The organism is Globicatella sp. HMSC072A10 (assembly GCF_001811625.1).
In the GTDB taxonomy this organism is placed as follows: Bacteria; Bacillota; Bacilli; order Lactobacillales; family Aerococcaceae; genus Globicatella; species Globicatella sanguinis.
Genome location: NZ_KV805813.1, coordinates 1 through 4,444 on the forward strand (window position 1 = coordinate 1; position 4,444 = coordinate 4,444).

Below are 4,444 nucleotides of genomic sequence, written 5' to 3' on the forward strand. Positions count from 1 at the left end.
TAAATCCACACCAAAAAGTATAGAGCCGTTTTCTACAGAAAATCGAAGGGGTGTTTTTTTGCGTTCTTTGTAGGATGATGAAATATGTTATATTGCATTTTGGTTGTAGCGAATAGAGAAGGGGGCTTCTAAGACCAAACTCACTTTTGTTTTGACTCATTCCAAAAAAAGAGACCATCTACCAAACAAGTGCTTGGTGGTTAGTCTCTTTTACATTAAAGATTATGATTGTTTTGCTGTTTCAATCCAATTATCTACCGTGTCACGATTGTTTTCTATCCATTCTGAAGCGGCTGTTTCAGCAGGTTGACCGTTTTCCATTTCGTTCATGATAGCTTCCAAATCAGCAATATCCCATTCGAATTGGTCTAAAATATGAAATACTTCCGGCATATCTTCTTCTAAACCGATACGAGCAAAGCTGACAATTTGTTCTTCGCCACCCATGGTGCCTTCAGGATCGTCTAAATATTTAATATCGAAACGTTCGAACATCCAATGTGGTGTCCAGCCAGTAATAATAATCTCTTGTTTATTTTTAATGGCTTGATCTAATTGAGTGGTCATCGCTCCGGTAGAAGAAGTCTTTTGTGTCCATCCTTCTAAATTTGAATAAGTCTTAATGGTTTCATCCGTTGCTTTCGTAATACCAGCTCCAGGTTCAATTCCAGTGATGACTTTTCCGGCTTCATCCGTTAAATCGGCGATCGAATTAATATCTTCCATATAGGTTGGCACAGCCAGTCCTAATTTAGCACCAGTAGTGTTAGGGCCTAAATCGACGATTTGATCTTTATACTCTTCATAAATGGCGGCATGTGTATAAGGTAACCATGGCACTAATGTACCATCTGTTTCACCTGAAGCGACTGAGGAGAACAAGATAGCCGGATCTAATGGTTTTATTTCGACTTCATAGCCCATCTCTTCAAAAATTTGTTTGACAATGGTTGAAGTGGCTAAATCGGCATCCCATTGAGTTGACGCCAAGGTAACCGTTTGTTTATTGGCATTAGCTAAGTAAGAATAAGCTGTACTGCCAGCTAGTAAAGCTAATACAGCAAAGCTGATAGCTGATGTTTTTATTCGTGCTTTTTTCTTTTCTTCTTTGGTTTTAGCGACACGAGGACGATTTAATAGTTGAGTAAAGCGGTCCACGATAATCGCTAAGATAACCAGTGAAACACCATAGACAAAACCAGAACCAATATTTGCTTTTTGTAATGCCGTTAAGACACCTTCACCAAGACCAGGTGCTCCAATCATCGATGCCGTTACGACCATTGATAAGGCTAGCATTGTGGTTTGGTTAATACCAGCAAAGATGGTATCTTTAGCCATTGGTAAATCTAATTTAAATAATCGTTGAACACCTGTTGAACCGAACGCTTGAGAAGCTTCGACTAAATCCTTCGGTACTTGACGAATCCCTAAATTAGTAAAGCGAACTGTAGGGGGTAAGGCAAAAATAACTGAGGCGAATACTCCGGGAACCATGCCGATTCCGAAGAAGGCAACCGCTGGAATTAAGTAAACAAACGAAGGCATCGTCTGCATAAAGTCTAAAATCGGTGCAATGATTTTCGCTGCTAATTGATTTTTTGCCATTAAAATACCTAAAGGAATCCCAATGATAATTGACACTAAACTTGAAATGAGTACTAGGGTTAAAGTGCTCATTAACATTGGCCATAAACCTTGGTTATAGACGAAAAGTAAGCCTAAAAAAGTAAATAAAGAAAGACCTTTACTTTTTTTAGATAAGAAATACATGCCGACAGTCGCTAAAATAATAAATAATAGAGCGGGAATTGTCGTTAATAAATCAGTAATACCATTCATGGTGATTTCGCCGATTGATTGTAAAATATTAAATAGTCCACTAAAGGTATTAGTAATCCAATTCGTCGCACTGTTGACCCAATCAGATAATGGTATGGGTTGAGTTAGAAAATCTTGAACTGAATTCATTATTTAGCCACCTCCTTGGTTGCTGTGTGAACATTGGTTGAATCAGTTGTAGTTGCATCTTCTATCGAATGAGCATTGGCTGAATCAGTTGTAGTTGCTTCTGGATTCGAATCAATGTTGGCCGAATCAGTTGTGGTCGCTTCCTTAACTACATCCGTTTCAGTTGAATCCGTTGGATTGGCATCATGCTCTGATTCGTCTGTGTATTTTGCTAAGGAATCAATAATTTGACCACGACGGATAACGCCTATCAGACGATCGTTTTCATCGATAACAGCGATGGGAGCGGGTGATAGATTGGTTAATTCGAATAAATCACTAACCAAAGTATCTTTTTCAACGCGCGTTACATTTTCATTGATAACGTCGTTTAATGATAAATGTTCTTTTCTCGCTCTTAATAAATCATCGGCATCAATATAACCCAATAAGTGTCGTTTTGAGTTAATCGCCATCACTAACGAACTTCCTTCTTGACGCATACGGGTTAAGGCGACATGTGGACCATCTAAATCAATATTTGATGAGATAGCAGGTTCCATGATGTTCTCTGCAGTAAATACTTTTGAACGGTCGACTTCTTCAACGAAATCACGAATATAATCATTCGCTGGATTAGTTAAGATTTCTTCACCGGTTCCAATTTGCATTAACTGACCATCTTTTAAAATCGCGATACGATTACCAATTCTTAACGCTTCATTTAAATCGTGGGTAATAAAGATGATAGTTTTTTGAACTTTATCTTGTAGTTCTACTAATTCATTTTGCATTTCGCGACGAATTAAGGGGTCTAAGGCAGAAAATGCTTCGTCCATTAATAAAATCTCAGGATCATTCGCTAATGCACGGGCTAACCCGACACGTTGTTGCATCCCCCCTGAAAGTTGGTCAGGGAATTGATCTTTAAAGGCAAGTAAACCTGAGTTTTCTAAAGCTTGTTCTGCGCGCTTGGTCCGTTCTTCTGGATCAACTCCACGTAATTCCATACCATATTCAGTATTTTCTAAAATGGTACGATGTGGGAAAAGAGCGAAGTTTTGAAAGACCATATTGATTTTTTCTCTTCTAACTTGACGCAATTCTTCTTTATCTAATTTGTTAATATCTTTTCCGTCAATATAAATTTCTCCGGAAGTTGGTTCAATTAAACGATTTAATAAACGAATTAAAGTGGATTTACCAGAACCGGATAGTCCCATTATCACAAAAATTTCATTTTCATTAATATCCATTGAAATATCATAGACACCAACTGTGGCGCCAGTTTCTTTTAATATCTCTTGTTTTGGCACTTGTTGTTTTACTAAATCAAGTGCTTGTTTAGTTTTCTTACCAAAAATTTTGGTAAGGTTTCTTATTTGTACTTTAGTCAAAACATTTCTCCTTTTCTTAAAAACTAAATAAGTGACAACTCTATGATACATAGAATAGTCACTTATTGCAAATGATTCAAACTAATTTTCATGAAAATCAGTATTGGTTTTCAATATTATTAATAGAAGAATGCTTTTACTGATGCGATTGTTTGCGGTTCCCCAATAAAATATAAAATATCTTTTTCTTTTAACTGACTTTTTGGATTGGGAGAAAGAATCAATTCATTTTCTCGTTCAAGTGCCACAAGGGTAGCATGGGTGTTGGGCCAAAGATTAAGACTCTCGATGGATTTTCCTAGATATTTAGCATGATGGTCTAAATAAATTTCAAAAGGATTGAAGGGATTATTTAATTTCATTTTATAAGAATAGTCAATCAGTTGTGTGACTTTGTCTTGGAAAACTTTCCAGGTTTGTTGTTGTTCTGACAAACTTTGAGAGATTTCATTATGTAATTGATCAATGATGATTTCGTCTTTATTATTTTTGATGTATTGCACCGCACGATCTTTTGACGCCACGACGGTTCCGGAACCATGGTAAGAATGCATGATGCCTAATTTAACGAGATAATTAACGGCTTTACGCGCAGTCTCAGGAGATACCTTAAATTCACTGGTTATATCCGTACGTATCGATAATTTTTGTCCTTCTTGATAATAGCCTGAAGCGATGCGGTCAATCAGTGTTCGACTGATTTTCTGATATGCGGGTGTTTTAGCATAACTCATCTTGTCACCTCCTATGTTTGATTCCTATTTTGCACCATAAGTGACCAGAATGCAATAGAAAGGTAGTCACTTAGAAATGAATAAAATGAGCTTCCGCCTAGATAACGAGAGCTTTAATGATGGTCGGACTTCGATATCTATCTAACAAGATAATGTAAAATGATATGTGAAACTAAATGAATCAAATGTTACTTTATATGACGACCTTTAGCATATTGGAATCACATTGGAATACGGTCATTTGTGGCTCACTCACCTGTTGGGGGGCGAACAGAAAATCTAGATGACGAAGTGAGTGAAAATTTTAGACTTACCTACCTGTTGGGGGTGAACAGACGAAGTGAAAATCATTCAATTTTCTAC

At 37.0% G+C, this 4,444-nt stretch carries 3 protein-coding genes; all 3 read right to left on the reverse strand.

The features are described 5' to 3' along the window. Positions 1-222 precede the first annotated feature (222 nt). Complete coding sequence (locus HMPREF2811_RS09780) at positions 223-1,971, reverse strand: ABC transporter permease/substrate binding protein (protein WP_071409163.1); 1,749 nt, start codon at positions 1,969-1,971, stop codon at positions 223-225. Continuing rightward, the gene (locus tag HMPREF2811_RS09785; protein WP_084802121.1) at positions 1,971-3,347 is read right to left on the reverse strand and encodes a quaternary amine ABC transporter ATP-binding protein; all 1,377 of its coding nucleotides are present in this window, start codon (positions 3,345-3,347) and stop codon (positions 1,971-1,973) included. Before HMPREF2811_RS09785 ends, HMPREF2811_RS09780 begins: the two co-directional genes overlap by 1 nt. Before the next feature lie 119 nt (positions 3,348-3,466). Continuing rightward, positions 3,467-4,081, reverse strand: coding sequence for a GntR family transcriptional regulator (locus tag HMPREF2811_RS09790; protein ID WP_084802122.1), 615 nt, complete (start codon positions 4,079-4,081; stop codon positions 3,467-3,469). Positions 4,082-4,444: the final 363 nt, after the last annotated feature.